Genomic DNA, 13506 nt, shown 5'->3' on the forward strand with positions numbered 1-13506 from the left:
ATGATATGGCCGAAATCTTCAATATACAGAAACATGGTCACGCGTCCACTTAGGCAAGTTGGTTACTTACACTCTGTTCTTAACAGCACCTTATGCATTTTGCAAAATACTGCCAATCCGAAAGACTATGATTCTCGCTACCCGTAAGCCCATGTGGCAGACTGCAAAGGTATTTGCATACCTAAAAGGCCGTCCAGAATCTGCCCCAAATAAAACAGCACGTCCCGATACATCTCCATGTCATTTCCCATATACACAGACAGCATCTCCAAACCGTTTAGCATGGCCGCCCTCTTCACCTGGATATGGGTTACTTTCACCCCGACCTCCGTGTTAATCCTCCCGGGCCTGTAATACCTTCCGGTGTTCTCCTGCACCGCCTGCCGGAATGCCTTGCTCATCGGATACAAAAACGACACCTCCTTTTATGACACACAAAAAGCACCAATCATTCATGACTGATGCTTTAAAATAATCTTATTTTGTTGAAAAGTAATTCACTGCAAACTATTTTTCTATTTTCTTTCTATCTCATCCTCAATAAGATGACTGGCAATTTCAAAAGCCTTTACACGCCTCTTAGCCAATGTAATCTGAGATTTATACCGGGAAGCATTTTCTTTTGCTTCAAACGTTTTTATCGTTTCTCTCAGCTTGTGCAGAGTTGAATCAATCTGTCTTTTCGCTTCCATTAATTCATCCATCGAATAATCCATACTCGTATTCCCCATTATCTCTATTCTTCCGAACTGACAATCTAATATTTATAAAAAACACAAAATATAAACTTGCAACTACTGAAAAATTTCAACTTGAAATCATGATCTCTAAAACACTGCTTACCGCATATATGCCAGTACCGCCAGATTACTTTGTTGTTTTTACATCTGTATACTTTATGACTTTAATATTTTTTTGTTTGGCAAGTGAAATTGTTTTTTCCTTACTCCCCTTAGAATTTCCGCTTCCCGATGTCAGAATAAGTTCAATTTCTTTTCCTTCAGGGAGCAGTTCCAGAATATTATTAAAAGGTGTGGAGGGAAAGCCTGCCCAAATCGGAACCGCTACAATCACTTTTTCATACTCAGATAAATCAAACGTAACTTCTTTAATTTCTGTTTTCTTCTGCCTTCTGGCGGCAAGAGACCCACAGACATAAGCATTGAAAGTGGAACGATTCCTTTTTTCCTTTACCTCAATCAAATCGGCATCTATATCCCGTGCCGTTTTTTCAGCCAGTTCCCTCGTTTTTCCTGTATAAGAATAATAAATAATTACAGATTTCATCCCTATCTCTCCCTTGCGCGAATATTTTTTCTGCCCCCCCCTCAAATGACCGGAGGGCTTTCCCACGACAGTGGCATATTTTTTTGAATTTACATTCTGATTTCCCGATTCTTTTTCATCGTTCCGATTCCTTTTGCACAGGCGGGAACGGATTCTCCGCTGATGTATATGCATCAGGGATTGCTTCCCCTTTAAACAGAGCATCCCCATTGCGCACTAAAATATCTTTTCCTGACTCTGTCCCCCAAACGCTGTGCCCGGAGCCGGGTGCAATTACAAATCTGACATCGTCAAAATATTCCCTGTACTGGTAATGCATCTGCCATGGCACAACACCGTATTCCGGCTGCACAACCAAAACCGGAGGTGTATTCTTTTCCTTTAAGGCAGCTGTGAAATCAGGGGATTTTTCAAGTGATTCTGTATTCAGTGCATTGGAAAGATAATTCATATGTCTCATCGGTCTTCCATCTTCTGTAATTCTGCAATCCCTACTAAAATCAAGATTTCCTTATGAGAAGCACGACGGTTTCAACGTGCGGTGAAAGTTGTCTTTTATACTACATGGCAAAAGAATTTATTATAAAAGTGCGGTGGGTAAGTTTAGTCTGTCCATTCACCCCACTTACCCCTTTTTAATTAAAATCACCCCTTTATGAAGTAATTTCCCCCTTTAATTTATCACATAAATTTTGTGATATTTAAATATGATACTATTTTTCATAGGTTATTTACTTACCGACATCAATATTTGTTCAACTTTATCTAAAAGGTAATCCGATGGTTCCTCACCATTTTCCTTCATATATATCATTTTTATTAAATCATTATCATCCGAGCTAATAATTAATTTTCCACTTTCTTTTAAACACCCTAAAGATGCTTTCTGGGCATTTGAATCAAAACCTTTTCGTGAAATAATAAAAGCCACATTCCTTAGCGCGACAGGAAACAAGTATTTTTCTGTAATATATATTAAGTTTTGCGAAATGTAATCCGAATAATTTTTATATTCAAAAACAACAAATTTTGTATGATAAAATGTTATAAGAAATTTCCAAAACTCCGTTGTCCCTTTTAACGAGCACAACAGATCCATACGGAACATCTCATCATCTGTTTTATGCTGTTCTGAAATTTTAAAAAACTCTGTGTCAAATAGATATTTTATTATTTCTGTGCAAATTATTTCATACTTCTTATCTGCATTATCCAACCTACCCAATCTACACTTTTCCAGCTTCTCTTGAAAAACTTCTACATAAGATATTGTCTCTTCATCTATTGTAATATCATTTGTTTCTACTTTTATATTTATTGGTTTTTTTGCTTCTACTTCCAAAGTGGAGTATGGAATGCAACTTGTCAATAATTGCAATAGCTCCTTATTTTCCTCACATAAATATATCAGATTACGTATATCCCATATTTCTACATCAAATCTATCAAAAATTTCTCTTTGTGAATCTTCATCGATTTCGCATGGCATGACAATAACAAAAGAGATTTTTTCAGCTAGATTATTAGAAAGCATAATCTGTTTATATTGTAAAATTTGCTTTAAAGCATTATTAAGAATAATCTTTGAATTATATAAATTTCTGTAAGACTTCACTTCTAAAACTATTTTTTTATCTTTTTCCGCAACTATATCTGCTCGCATACTACTTTTAGGCTCGTTGGATATACTAACTTCTCTTAATATATTTTTATATCCTTGATAATCTAATAATTTTATTAAAAAGCGCTCTATAAATTCTCTTTCAGTTATATACCCACTATAACCATCTTTTACTGCATCTTTGGTCGTATATGTATATAAACATTCTGCATCATAAAACCAATCTTCAGATGATTCTAAATTTTGCAGCACACCCAAAGCCTTTATATGTTCTATATTCAACAGTTTAAGGCAACTTTCTTTTTTTAAAAATTGAGCCTCATCACAAATCATAAAATCAAATCGACTAAAGTTCAATCTGTTTTTAATAACATCTTGATATGTCGTAATTAGAATTTTTTGTTCTTTTAGTTCACGTACATGTGTTGCTATATTCACATATTCAATCATTTGAAATACTGCAGCTTTTATCTGCTTACACAGCATAGACCTCGATGAAAGAATTAGTATAGATGCATTATTATTTTTTAATATTGTTTGTATTGCAACCGCAATAATTAACGTTTTACCAAGCCCTGTTGATATATACATTTTGGCTTTACATTTATCAGATTTGAAAAATTCATATATATTTTCAACCGCCTCTTTTTGATAATATCGAAGATTTTCCAAATATGTCACTTCCCTTCTACTGCCATCCTCATGTATCTTTACCTTACTAATTATTATCCCTTACTGTCCCTATCTAATTGCTTTAATAAGGCGATATGCCAAGATATTCACGTTTTGCTAAAGGGTATGGGTTTTGCCGGATTGTATCTTTTGCCCAACGAAACCCTCATTTTCAAACTATCCGGCGTTAACCCCGTCTCCTTATCTGCGGAAACTTATCCATCTCACCTTCCGCAAAAACACAACTCCATTTTCTCCAAACAATCCCACACCCCCGCCTAAAATCAAGGTTTCCGCACGAGAAGCACGGCGGTTTCCACATGAACCGTCTGACAAAACTGATCCACACAACACACCCTCTCCACCCGATACCCATCCCTCAAAAACACTTCCAAATCCCTACTCAAACTACTGGGCTTACAAGATATATAAACCATCTTCTCCACCCCATACTCCACAATCTTCGGCAGCGCCTTAGGATGAATCCCATCTCTCGGCGGGTCCAGCACGATGAAGTCGGGCTTCTCCTCGATCTCATCGATCACCTTCAGCACATCCCCAGCAAAGAACCGGCAGTTGTCAATCCCATTCAGCTCTGCATTCTCCTTCGCCGCCTGCACAGCCTCCTCCACGATTTCAACCCCGATCACCTTTTTCGCCACCGGCGAAAGTATCTGTGAAATGGTCCCTGTTCCGCTGTACAGATCAAACACGGTCATATCTTTCGTATCCCCGATATACTCCCTTGCCGTATTATACAGCACCTCTGCCCCATAAGAATTCGGCTGGAAGAAAGAAAACGGCGTCACTTTAAATTTAAGCCCCAGGATCTCCTCATAAAAATAATCCTTCCCATACAGTATCCTGGTCTCATCGCTCTGCACCATATCAGAGAGCGCGTCATTGATAATATGAAGAAATCCCACTATCTCCCCCTCCAAAGGCAGCGCCAGCAGTTCTTCCTTCAGCGGTTCCAGATCATGTTCCTCCTGGCTTGTAGTTACCAGATTCACCAGAATCTCCCCGGTTGTATTGGCCCTTCTCAAAAGCAGGTGGCGCAGATATCCCACATGCTGCATCTTCTTATAATAACTCACATTCCTGCTCCGGAAATACTCGCCCACACACTGCAGAATCTTCGTCATATCCTCGTGCACCAGCTTACAGTCATAAGCATTCAGCACATCATAGGTACTTCCCTTCTTATGCAGTCCCAGCGCCAGAGGGCCGTCCTTGTATTCATCACCGAAGGAAAACTCCATTTTATTTCTGTAAGCAAACTCCATGGGACTTCCCTTAATCCCTTCAAACACATAATCCGGGCTGCCGTCCTCATCCACCTGACCGGCATTTACAATCACCTTGTCCAGCAGATTTTTAACCTGCTCTGCCTTCATATTAAGCTGGTCTTCATACTCCATGGTCTGATACATACAGCCGCCGCAGGCCGGGAAAATGCTGCAGACAGGTTCGCGTTTCTCCAGCGGGGATTTTTCCAGCACCTCCAGAAGACGTCCTTCCAGACGGTCTCCCCTCTTTTTATTAATCAAAAACCGCACCTTCTGGCCCGGAATGCCATTCTTTACGGTAACGGTCCTGCCGTCTATGATGATACGTCCCTTGTTGGGGAAGTCTACTTTTTCAATGATTCCTTCGTAAATTTCTCCTTTTTTCAAAACTGTTCCTCCTGATATTGTTTAACAGAAAAAGAAGCTCCGGTTTCCCGAAGCTCCCTATTACTCTTTTTATTTGTCTTCATCCTCGTCATCGTCTTCAAAATAATCATCGAAGTCATCGTCGAAGTCCTCTTCAAAATCTTCCAGATAATCCGGAGTGAAGAAACGGTATACTGCATATGCTATTCCGGCAACAGCAGCTACTGCTCCGATGATAGCCAGAATCCATAAGACGGTATTCTTATTTTTTTCTTCTTCTTTCTTCTGTAATGCTGTGATTAAATCCTCAATACGATTCATAGCCTGCACCATCCTCTCTTACTTATGACATCCTGCACTGCTGCCCCGACTCTCCGGAGTTGCTGCCGGCTGTCTGTCAGTCTTTGCCGAATGTACTGCAAATTCCTTTATTATAGTTTCCTGTAAAAAAACTTTCATTCGGCTTGTTTTTAATATTATATCACGATAGGCAAAATTTTACTATCCTTTATTCAATATTTTCATATTGATTTATCCCGAGTTATTATTCACACACCACTGTCCCGCAAGGTGTTTTCAGGCTGAAGGCATGAAAATCCCGAGACAGCCCGCGCGATATGGAGCAGAATGCTCCATATCTGTGCATTGCGAAGCGTGTTGCTGGGCACGCAGTGAACAGTAATTATCCCGGTACCGGTCACAGAGTGAGCAGTAACTTTATTTCTATTCAGCTTCTGCAGATTTCTCAAATCTTATTCCACTTTTTTCAGTTTTGCAAATGACGCAAACATTTTCTTAGTCCCTGACTTGTCGAAATCCACGGTCACTTCATAGTCACGGCCGCCTTCCACGATATTTTTCACAACACCCACACCAAATTTGATATGCTTCACCGTGTCACCCACATTGTAAGACAGTCCCGCTGATTTTTTCACCTCAAACTGCTTTGGTATGAATGCAGGCTGCTTAAACGCCTGTTTCATCTGCTTCATCGTATTGGGAAGCGGAATCTCCTTGATCTTCTGCTCTTTAAAGTCTCTTCCCAGGTCCACCAGTTCCCTTGGTATCTCCCGGATAAAACGGGAGGGCTTATTGTACTGTGTCTCACCGCGTATCATTCTCTGCTGCGCACAGGTCAGCGTCAGATCCTTCATGGCCCTTGTGATACCCACATAACAAAGCCTGCGCTCCTCCTCCAGCTCTGCCGGGTCATCTGCCGTGATGGTCATATAACTCGGGAAAATACCATCCTCCATACCGGCCAGATATACATAAGGAAATTCCAGACCCTTCGCACTGTGCAGCGTCATAAGAAGCACCTGGTTTCCATCCCCGTCCACTGTGTCAATATCGGCGATCAGGGCAACCTCTTCCAAGAATCCGCTGAGTGTGGGATCTTCATTTTCCTCCTCATAGGAAACAATTTTTGTGATCAACTCGTCGATATTTTCAATCCTTGCGTCTGCTTCCTCTGTGCCCTCAGCCTTTAACTCCATCACATATCCTGTCTCCTCAATAATATCATTGAGCAGCTCTGACGGCGAAAAATACTCCGTCTTACTTCTGAGGCTCTGGACAAATGTGACAAAGGGTTCGATTTTGGCTGCTGCCCTTCCAAGGGTAGGAATATTCTCTGCTTCTTTCAAAGCATCGTAAAAGCTCATGTCGTGCTCAGAGGCGTAATCCTGCACCTTTGCAAGTGTGGTTGCCCCGATTCCGCGTTTCGGCACATTGATGATACGGCGCACAGCCAGATCATCTCTGGCGTTGTCCACAGTCTTCAGGTAAGCCAGCAGGTCCTTGATCTCCTTTCTGGCATAGAAGTTGACGCCTCCCACCAGTTTGTACGGAATATTTGCCATAAGGAATTTTTCCTCGAAAAGACGTGACTGGGCATTGGTCCTGTACAAAATGGCACAGTCTTTATACTGGCAGTCTGCTTCCCGCACTTTCCTGCTGATATCTCCCGCAATGAATTCGGCCTCCTCATATGCATTCATAAACTGCCTGTAATGCACCAGGGAACCTTCCTCATTGTCTGTCCACAGGGATTTCTCTTTTCTTCCTATATTATTATGTATCACCTCATTGGCAGAATTGAGGATATTCTGGGTAGAACGGTAATTCTGTTCCAGTTTGATCACCTTAGCGTCAGAAAATACCTTCTCAAATCCAAGGATATTTCCGATATTTGCCCCCCTGAATTTATAGATAGACTGGTCATCATCGCCCACCACGCACAGATTCTTATATTTACTTGCCAGAAGGCTTACAAATTTAAACTGTGCCGTATTGGTATCCTGATACTCATCCACCATAATATAACGGAAACGCTCCTGGTAATAGTCCAGCACATCCGGACATGCCTGGAACAGCTCCACTGTCTTCACGATCAGATCGTCAAAATCAAGTGCGTTGTTTTTTCTCAGCTCTTTCTGGTATTCCTTGTATGCCTGGGCAATCTTTTTCTTGCTGAAATCAGACATATTGTTCAGCTCATATTCCTCCGGCGTCACCAGTTCATCCTTTGCCGAAGAAATGGCGGAAAGTATGGCCCTCTCCTTATGTACCTTCGTATCGATCTGCAGACGTTTGCAGATATCCTTCATCAGACTTTTCTGGTCATCTGTATCATAAATGGTAAAATTGTGGTCAAATCCCAGCCTGTCTATATATCTTCGCAAAATACGCACACAGCTTGAATGGAAGGTGGAGACCCAGATACTCTCAGAGCCGAATCCCACGATTTTATCCACACGCTCGCGCATCTCACCTGCCGCCTTATTGGTAAATGTGATAGCCATGATATTCCACGGATTCACACCCTTTTCCTCAATCAGATAGGCGATCCTGTGGGTCAGCACTCTGGTCTTTCCTGAGCCCGCTCCGGCCAGGATCAGCACCGGCCCCTCTGTGTGAAGGACTGCTTCCTTCTGCTGCGGATTCAAAGTGTCATATATACTCATAAATGTACCTCCATAAATCAACAATAGAAAGCACATTTTGTACTTTCTATCTCCATGTATCAAAACACCTGTTCCTACAATATAACACAGCTCCCCGGGGCAGGCAAGCGTTTGCCGGGGATTTCTGCTGTTTTCGGAAAAATCCATTTACAAATAGTTTTAAAAACTATATTTTTTAGTCAAAACCCACCAACCATGCGGGTTTCAAGCGTTACAAAATGTCCGAAAGCCGAAAAAGGGGACAAAAAGGGGATTATTTGAAAAAAATAATACTTTTTTCACTGGTCAAAACAGCTCAAAAGTATAGTACGCCCTCTACCTATATTATAAGATGCATCCAGATGAGCGACCCAGGGGATACCGATATGGGCCGCACGCATCCGCATAACTTCCATTATTTACCAGTAGCATTATTATCACCTCCGATATTAAACTTATTTTCGGAGGTGATGAAAATGTCAAACAGAAAGAAAACATATGACCCAGATTTTGAGGCTAATCCAGAATTTGAACAGGACCCAGGATTTCTTGAATGGATATGCCAGCGTGTCAGGAATGAGGCTGCAGGAAATCCAAAAGAAATAGATACTGAACCGGATCTGGAAAATTTTGAGCCGTCAGAGGAATTGTACGAACGTATGGTAAAAGAAGCACACGAACGTGGGCTGCTAAAAGAGGATTAATGTCGAAAACTGTCCACGATTATCTATTGCTCTAATTCCAATTATGTTGTAATATTTATTTGCAACCAAAAGTATCAATAAGTTTCTTAGTCGCGGAATGGCCGGCATTATAATGGTACCGGTCATTTTGCGTATCAGCTTGCTTCCTGCTCCGCATTAAATTTCTTATCATTTATTGACCTTATCGGTATTTTATAGCAGGCTTATCTCATATTATAAATAGAACTTAATGGTTCGCTCTTCTCTTTTTTATGGCCGGCATTATAATGGTGTCGGCTGCTTAATATTTAAAAATTGGGGGTACGTTTTTCTTCATTAAGCATAATATAACATTGTAACATCTACAATTATCAATCATGAGGGAAAAATTATGAATGAAGATATGAAAAGGCCTTGTCCTCCAAAACAACACGTTCACGAAGTGACCGGAAGCGTTAAGATTTCCGGGTGCTGTGAATATGCTCATAACCATCGGTTTGCTACAGTGTCCAGCGAAGCAATTCCCTGTGATGGTAGCCACGTGCATGAAGTAAAATTTCAAACCGATTCTTGTAATGGCCATACCCATGAATTTTGCGGCACATCCTCACCGGCAATTGATGTCGGTTGTGGAAAACACGTACATCTTATTAAAGGATGTACCTCTATGGACGCAGGACACAAACATGACTTTATCGTTGCGACTTTAATTGAAAACCCTGTTTGTGATTAAATACTTTCCCCGGCTTAGTCCGGGGAAATCCCTTATAAAAACTTTTCGACCAGTTATTTAGCAATTAAGACCATAAAGGTATCGTGCCCTGCAATACCATCCACGGTAAGCCTGTGGTCACGCTGGTACTGCAGCACAACTGCCTCCAGCCAATTGCAAACGTGTCATTAACGAAAACGATCAGGATTAAATGTCGATGTAACCAGAGGTATGGATAACCTCCGATTCGACTTGTTGGCCGGTGCTGTAATGGTGCCGGCCTTTTTGTGCTTCTTGACAACTGTTGACGGCCCATTTACAATATAGGGCAGAGGTAATGACAATGAATAGTAGGAGGTATCAAACGTCATGCCGGCACGCGTCGACTATACTAAATATGCGGATTCAGACTTATCCATTTTAACAATTCGGGAACGTGAAACTTTGATATTGAAAATGCAAGGTCTTTCAACTGTTGAAATATCACAACAGTTGAATTGTTGCAGACAAAATATAAATGCTCTGCTTTTGAAAGCCCGTAAAAAGCTTGATACCCCACAGCCAAATCTCTATATACATCGTAGGCAAAATATTGACTATACCAAATATACAGATTGCGACTTATCTGTATTGAGTAGGCTTGAGCGTATCTTTTTGTCAGAAAAAATTTCTGGCAAATCATATAAGGAAATTGCAGAACAACATCATTCCACGATAACCTCTGTCGGAACTTTGTTGTATCGAGCGCACAAAAAACTAGATAATCTGTATGATTAAAGACCCTGGAGGGATCCTTTTGGGTTGATGTGTGTAATTATATTGACAAAACCATTTAAAGTCGGCCATTCGGGTACAGTCTGTCATTTTATACTTGACATCAGAGACTCCACGCGTTATCATTAAAAACTGGTAATATATCCACCATTTCCTTCTTTATCTAGAGGCTATACTTTATGTATAGTCTCTTCATTTATGGCACTTAAAAGGCCCCGGTGGAGAAACCGAGACCTTACAGCGTTTTACAGTAGTGCTCCTGTTTTATCAGTATAGCACATCTTACCAGACTTGTCCACGTATCAGGCTGCCAGCATTTTTAGATTCTGGTTCATCACGAACTCCTTGATCTGTTCATATCCCCACCCGTAGTTCACCAAACCACTCACGATCATTTCAACTGATTGTACAGCCTTCCGTTCTTCCTCGCTAAAACATTCCCGAAGATTCTCCTTTTTGGATATGCCATATTCTTCGCGGAGACGTTTTGCGTCTTTTCCGAATACCGCCTTATATACGATATTCGTATATGTGGAATAAGCATGGCCATGCATTCTTTCATTTTCTTCTGACTGCTGCAAAGCGTTGGTAAGAGCCTGACGGACAGCAATGCCTTTTTCGCGCTCCTTCATTTTACCAATGAGAACTTTTTCCATAGCATTAAACTGACGGATATAGGCCTCTTTAAACTTCATAGCTTTTTCCCCAGTGTAGCCCATAACTAACATGGTAAACCCATCGCATGTCATATAATACATGGGCTGCCTTTTGTTTTGTGAATTGAGATAAGAGGACAGCTCAAAATTTAGCCGTCCAAATTCCTCACTGCAATCCATTTCCCGTATATCTTTCAAGACATTCTTATGTTCTTTTCCAAATGTCTCCGCTACATCCAAGCTTGTACATACTGTCACTTCATCTTTATTCATTTTCTTGATCTCTACTAACATAAAATCATCCTTTCGTTTTATTTTGTAGTGATAAGATATCTATGTTCTGTTTTTTATCTGAGCGCTCCCGTTTTGTCCGTGTAGCACATCTTTCCGGACTTGTCTACATAGTAGACTTTGCCCCCGGTCCTTACCAGCTCATCTGCCGCCATTGCTCCATTGGCTTTCAGGTAGTACCAGTTCTTTTTCCATTCGATCCAGCCGGTTTTCATCCAACCGCTACCGTCAAAGAAGAACCATACCCCGCCAATCTTTTCCCAATCATTTTTCACATATCCGCCGTCTGCATGACGGTACCACCAGCGGCCATCCCTTACCTGTATCCAGTTGTTCTTTTTGAGATATGCAGATACTGCAGATTTTGTCTTCTCTCCAACACATCCATCCGGATTAACACCCACAAGGCGCTGCACCCGGATAGTCTGTGCCTCTGTGTCTGGCCCGAAATCTCCATCAACATTTACACCGCTGCCGAATGTGTTCAAAATTTTCTGCCATGCTGTTACCGCTGTCCCTGTATCGCCCCTGGACAGCCAATCTTTAGTATCGCCGGATGGAGTATTGCCGGACATCGCACTTCCTGTAATACCGGAAACAATAGCATTCGCCATCCTCTCTGCTGTATACTTTGCGGCATCATTCGTATTATCACAAAAACAGCACTCAATCAACAGGGCTGGGCTGACCGTATGCCGCAGCACATAAAGACTGGGATTTGTTTTTACTCCTCCTCCCCTTTTTGTGTATCCCAGTTCCCCGATCCGGTCTGCGATCCTCTGAGCATAGGATTCGGCGGCAGAGCCCCAGTTATAGATAAATACCTCTGTTCCATGTGCCTGTCCATTGTAGCAGTTGAAATGGATGGACACATCCAGATCCACAGCATGCGCATTACAGTTCGCCACGATCGCGGCAAGATTGCCGTTCACAGTTCCGGAGCTTTCATCCGTACAGTCATAGACTGTATGGCCTGCCGCCTGCAGTTTACGGATCACCAGGTCTTTCACCTTTCGGTCCTCTGATGTTTCGGAAAATATACCGGACGCTCCCGGAACCTTAAAGTTATGTCCTGCATGTACATTGATCTTCATTCCTTTTTCCTCACTTTCTATATTTAAGATTTCCTGATGTATCTTCAGTATCTTCTCCCCGTATCCTTTGCCTGCCGCCCATCCTGTATGGTTTGGGTTCTCCTGTATCCCCAGCCACTCCACATATTCAGCCATCCCGCGTTTTACGAAGTGGAAGCGTGGGTCTACGCATCCCTGTTTTAATGGCTGGTCACAGGCATAGGCTTTTAGGTGCTGGACCTGCGCACGGATCCCCAGCCGTGGACTGGGGAAATTGTTCCCTTTCATTCCGGTGGCGGTCACTCCCATCCCACAGAAATTGTTCTGTTTTAGGCTGACTGCAGACCCGGCGAAGGTAAAATCCCCAGTCTCCAGACAGGATTGTGCAAAGGCGATATCACCTTTTACTCCCTCCGATTCTCCTTCTTCCAGATACAGCGGTATCATATCCAGTACGGACGGCTCCACACTGGGGTTTCTGCTCTTGATATATCTGCGCATCTGCTCTGCCGTGGCAGATGCTCTTCCCATGATCAATACACCCATTTCTTTTCCTTTCTACTCAGAAGAGGACGATCACTCGCCCTCTGGTCCTTCTTCCGTTTCTTTCTTCCCGTCTTTTTTCAACAAGTTCCGCAGCATCTCATAAAAGCCTGTGCTGGCCAGACCGGAGATCATACCGCCCAGAATTACCTCTGCATTAATGCCGCTGCTCATGTTTATGAGGATTGCAATAATAGTCCCCATCGTAAGAGCGGCAAGTGGGATATACCTGTTTTTGATCGCCGGTATCGCGGTCTTGATCACATAGCCCACCAGCAGGCAGATACCTAAGATCACAGGGTTGATATGATCCATTAAAAAATTTAAATCCATTTTATTTCTCCTTCTCTTCTAAGATCGTTATCCTCATCTCATGGTCGTTCAGTTTCCCATCCTGTTCCTCCATATGGTCCCACATCCTTCCATGGGATTTTTGATTTTTTTCCGTCAGCTCATCTACCCCTTCATCCAGACGGTTCAGACGGTCGATGAGCCGCACGATCGATGTATTGAGCTTGATGATCGGCGTCACGATCGACACCCCGAACGCTGCCAGGGCGGTGATCACGCCGAAGACTCCCCATTCCGTCATCT

The 13506-nt window shown here is 42.2% G+C and carries 16 protein-coding genes; 3 read left to right on the plus strand and 13 right to left on the minus strand.

The annotated features are described in order from the left end of the window. Window positions 1–137 precede the first annotated feature (137 nt). The 8 genes from LC508_RS12035 to pcrA form a co-directional block, all read right to left on the minus strand. On the minus strand, window positions 138–410 hold the full coding sequence (locus tag LC508_RS12035; protein ID WP_054351805.1) for a hypothetical protein: 273 nt from the start codon (window positions 408–410) through the stop codon (window positions 138–140). Window positions 411–515: 105 nt separating this feature from the next. Continuing rightward, a complete protein-coding gene (locus LC508_RS12040; protein ID WP_103733204.1) occupies window positions 516–716 on the minus strand; it encodes a hypothetical protein in 201 nt (66 codons plus the stop codon). Window positions 717–867: 151 nt separating this feature from the next. Next, window positions 868–1287 (minus strand): flavodoxin family protein, encoded by a 420-nt coding sequence (locus LC508_RS12045; RefSeq protein WP_054351804.1) that lies wholly within the window; start codon window positions 1285–1287, stop codon window positions 868–870. A gap of 115 nt (window positions 1288–1402) precedes the next feature. Next, on the minus strand, window positions 1403–1747 hold the full coding sequence (locus LC508_RS12050; protein WP_054351803.1) for an alpha/beta fold hydrolase: 345 nt from the start codon (window positions 1745–1747) through the stop codon (window positions 1403–1405). A gap of 267 nt (window positions 1748–2014) precedes the next feature. Next, on the minus strand, window positions 2015–3580 hold the full coding sequence (locus tag LC508_RS12055) for a DEAD/DEAH box helicase family protein (protein WP_158587292.1): 1566 nt from the start codon (window positions 3578–3580) through the stop codon (window positions 2015–2017). 284 nt (window positions 3581–3864) lie between these two features. After that, entirely contained in the window at window positions 3865–5256 is a 1392-nt protein-coding gene (gene rlmD / locus LC508_RS12060; RefSeq protein ID WP_103733179.1) for a 23S rRNA (uracil(1939)-C(5))-methyltransferase RlmD, read from the minus strand. A 69-nt stretch (window positions 5257–5325) separates the two neighbouring features. Continuing rightward, window positions 5326–5556: a DUF4366 domain-containing protein gene (locus LC508_RS12065; RefSeq protein WP_018594181.1), complete on the minus strand. Its 231-nt coding sequence runs from the start codon at window positions 5554–5556 to the stop codon at window positions 5326–5328. Between the two features lie 431 nt (window positions 5557–5987). Next, window positions 5988–8201: a DNA helicase PcrA gene (pcrA, locus tag LC508_RS12070; protein ID WP_033144137.1), complete on the minus strand. Its 2214-nt coding sequence runs from the start codon at window positions 8199–8201 to the stop codon at window positions 5988–5990. Window positions 8202–8656: 455 nt separating this feature from the next. Between pcrA and LC508_RS12075 the strand changes: the two genes are divergently transcribed. Both LC508_RS12075 and LC508_RS12080 read left to right on the plus strand, forming a co-directional pair. After that, window positions 8657–8884 carry a hypothetical protein gene (locus LC508_RS12075; protein ID WP_033144138.1) on the plus strand — a complete coding sequence of 76 codons (228 nt, stop codon included), beginning with the start codon at window positions 8657–8659 and terminating at the stop codon, window positions 8882–8884. Window positions 8885–9254: 370 nt separating this feature from the next. Then, window positions 9255–9596, plus strand: a complete 342-nt coding sequence (locus LC508_RS12080) for a YmaF family protein (RefSeq protein WP_081960569.1) — start codon at window positions 9255–9257, stop codon at window positions 9594–9596. Between the two features lie 53 nt (window positions 9597–9649). On the opposite strand, the gene LC508_RS28740 is transcribed toward LC508_RS12080, so the two are convergent. Next, on the minus strand, window positions 9650–9745 hold the full coding sequence (locus tag LC508_RS28740; RefSeq protein ID WP_081960570.1) for a peptidoglycan-binding domain-containing protein: 96 nt from the start codon (window positions 9743–9745) through the stop codon (window positions 9650–9652). A gap of 199 nt (window positions 9746–9944) precedes the next feature. Here LC508_RS28740 and LC508_RS12090 point away from each other — a divergent pair, with 199 nt between their 5' ends. Beyond that, window positions 9945–10352: a sigma factor-like helix-turn-helix DNA-binding protein gene (locus LC508_RS12090; protein ID WP_033144139.1), complete on the plus strand. Its 408-nt coding sequence runs from the start codon at window positions 9945–9947 to the stop codon at window positions 10350–10352. Window positions 10353–10651: 299 nt separating this feature from the next. Here LC508_RS12090 and LC508_RS12095 read toward each other — a convergent pair whose 3' ends face one another. The 4 genes from LC508_RS12095 to LC508_RS12110 are packed head-to-tail and all read right to left on the minus strand — an operon-like array spanning window position 10652 to window position 13504. After that, window positions 10652–11299 (minus strand): Rha family transcriptional regulator, encoded by a 648-nt coding sequence (locus LC508_RS12095; RefSeq protein ID WP_103733280.1) that lies wholly within the window; start codon window positions 11297–11299, stop codon window positions 10652–10654. A gap of 53 nt (window positions 11300–11352) precedes the next feature. Continuing rightward, window positions 11353–12915 (minus strand): N-acetylmuramoyl-L-alanine amidase, encoded by a 1563-nt coding sequence (locus LC508_RS12100; RefSeq protein WP_186971044.1) that lies wholly within the window; start codon window positions 12913–12915, stop codon window positions 11353–11355. Window positions 12916–12945: 30 nt separating this feature from the next. After that, a complete protein-coding gene (locus LC508_RS12105) occupies window positions 12946–13245 on the minus strand; it encodes a phage holin family protein (RefSeq protein ID WP_033141024.1) in 300 nt (99 codons plus the stop codon). 1 nt (window position 13246) lies between these two features. Further along, window positions 13247–13504 (minus strand): hypothetical protein, encoded by a 258-nt coding sequence (locus LC508_RS12110; RefSeq protein WP_033141025.1) that lies wholly within the window; start codon window positions 13502–13504, stop codon window positions 13247–13249. Window positions 13505–13506 lie beyond the last annotated feature (2 nt).

Source organism: Blautia parvula (assembly GCF_020215665.1).
GTDB classification, from domain to species: Bacteria; Bacillota; Clostridia; order Lachnospirales; family Lachnospiraceae; genus Blautia; species Blautia celeris.

Excerpts from the sequence above, each read along its gene's own strand:
- LC508_RS12090 (WP_033144139.1), top strand. The coding sequence starts at position 9,945 with ATGCCGGCACGCGTCGACTATACTAAATATGCGGATTCAGACTTATCC.
- LC508_RS12100 (WP_186971044.1), bottom strand. The coding sequence starts at position 12,915 with ATGGGTGTATTGATCATGGGAAGAGCATCTGCCACGGCAGAGCAGATG.
- LC508_RS12065 (WP_018594181.1), bottom strand. The coding sequence starts at position 5,556 with ATGAATCGTATTGAGGATTTAATCACAGCATTACAGAAGAAAGAAGAA.
- LC508_RS12105 (WP_033141024.1), bottom strand. The coding sequence starts at position 13,245 with ATGGATTTAAATTTTTTAATGGATCATATCAACCCTGTGATCTTAGGT.
- pcrA (WP_033144137.1), bottom strand. The coding sequence starts at position 8,201 with ATGAGTATATATGACACTTTGAATCCGCAGCAGAAGGAAGCAGTCCTT.
- LC508_RS12095 (WP_103733280.1), bottom strand. The coding sequence starts at position 11,299 with ATGTTAGTAGAGATCAAGAAAATGAATAAAGATGAAGTGACAGTATGT.
- LC508_RS12075 (WP_033144138.1), top strand. The coding sequence starts at position 8,657 with ATGTCAAACAGAAAGAAAACATATGACCCAGATTTTGAGGCTAATCCA.
- LC508_RS12050 (WP_054351803.1), bottom strand. The coding sequence starts at position 1,747 with ATGAGACATATGAATTATCTTTCCAATGCACTGAATACAGAATCACTT.
- LC508_RS12040 (WP_103733204.1), bottom strand. The coding sequence starts at position 716 with ATGGATTATTCGATGGATGAATTAATGGAAGCGAAAAGACAGATTGAT.
- LC508_RS12080 (WP_081960569.1), top strand. The coding sequence starts at position 9,255 with ATGAATGAAGATATGAAAAGGCCTTGTCCTCCAAAACAACACGTTCAC.
- LC508_RS12045 (WP_054351804.1), bottom strand. The coding sequence starts at position 1,287 with ATGAAATCTGTAATTATTTATTATTCTTATACAGGAAAAACGAGGGAA.
- LC508_RS12110 (WP_033141025.1), bottom strand. The coding sequence starts at position 13,504 with ATGACGGAATGGGGAGTCTTCGGCGTGATCACCGCCCTGGCAGCGTTC.